3 protein-coding genes are annotated in these 1,118 nt (G+C 33.9%); 2 read left to right on the forward strand and 1 reads right to left on the reverse strand.

Annotated features, from left to right (window positions below; translation table 11 throughout):
- The coding region (locus tag ACFIJK_RS09275; protein ID WP_375627589.1) for a single-stranded DNA-binding protein at window positions 1-94 on the reverse strand (94 nt) is incomplete at its 3' end.
- A 194-nt stretch (window positions 95-288) separates the two neighbouring features.
- On the opposite strand from ACFIJK_RS09275, the gene ACFIJK_RS09280 reads away from it, so the two are divergent.
- Window positions 289-588: a BrnT family toxin gene (locus ACFIJK_RS09280; protein WP_208439550.1), complete on the forward strand. Its 300-nt coding sequence runs from the start codon at window positions 289-291 to the stop codon at window positions 586-588.
- Entirely contained in the window at window positions 566-871 is a 306-nt protein-coding gene (locus ACFIJK_RS09285) for a BrnA antitoxin family protein (protein WP_375627588.1), read from the forward strand. The genes ACFIJK_RS09280 and ACFIJK_RS09285 overlap by 23 nt, the downstream gene beginning before the upstream one ends.
- Window positions 872-1,118 lie beyond the last annotated feature (247 nt).

A 1,118-nucleotide genomic window follows, 5' to 3' on the forward strand; every position in this document is an offset into this window, starting at 1 on the left:
CTATACTAAAATTGACTATTTCTGCTCCAGAATTCATTGTTTTGCTTTCGGGATTAGCACCAAGGCGCCCGATTAACATCACTTTATTTAGCATATTTTTTCTTACCTTAAACTTGTATTTTAATACATAAAAAATCTTAACATGATTTGCTTATTTTTTCAATTATTTCAAAAGGATATTATTGTTTTTTAACATATAAAATTATATTTAATATGCAAAAAAACATAAATAGTTCAGTGTTCATTTAAAACTCTTGATATACATACATAAATGTATTAACATAAGATATGAGAATAAGATTTGAATGGGATGAAACTAAAGCAAAAAGTAATCTTAGAAAGCACCGTGTCAGTTTTGAAATTGCTGCTCGTGTTTTTGCAGACCCGTTTGCCATGGTTAAACAAGACCGTATTGAAAACGGAGAATATCGTTGGCAAACTTTGGGTCTTGTGGATGGTTTTTTACTGCTGCTCGTAGCGCATACTGTCCATGATGATAAAGATGGTATAGAAGTAATCCGTATTATTTCAGCGCGGCGAGCTAACTCGAAAGAAAGGAAACGTTATGAAGAAGAAAGTTCGTTATGAAATTGATGTAGGTAACTTATCACCTTTGACAGATAAACAGAGAGTTGAGGTTGATAAACTGGCTGCAATGCCGGATAGTGCAATTGATCATAGTGATATTCCAACACTAGATGATACGTTCTGGAAAAACGCCGTTCGCAATCCATTCTATAAACCAACCAAAACTGTCACAACAGTACGTGTGGATTCAGACGTTCTAGCGTGGCTTAAAAGTCAAGGGAAAGGATATCAAACGCGGATTAACGCCATTTTACGTGACGCTATGCTTCGTTCAATGCGTTGACCTCTTTCCTGCTACAAAGAGTATCAAACTGCTTTCGATAGTTTTTTATCTCCTTGTTGATTTTATCGAACGTTGAGAAGAGACAACGTCATTTAATCTGAACAGTTTTATAAAATCGGAAATTTTACTATGTTTTTTTAACTGAGCACTGTAGTGTGTAAATAGATATATTTATTAAACTGCGTGTACGTAACATAAGGAAAAATACACAGACTAAAAAAGAATACCAAAGAGCAATATCTGAGTA

It is taken from the genome of Bartonella sp. PS17NMGDW (genome assembly GCF_042193555.1).
GTDB classification, from domain to species: domain Bacteria; phylum Pseudomonadota; class Alphaproteobacteria; order Rhizobiales; family Rhizobiaceae; genus Bartonella; species Bartonella grahamii.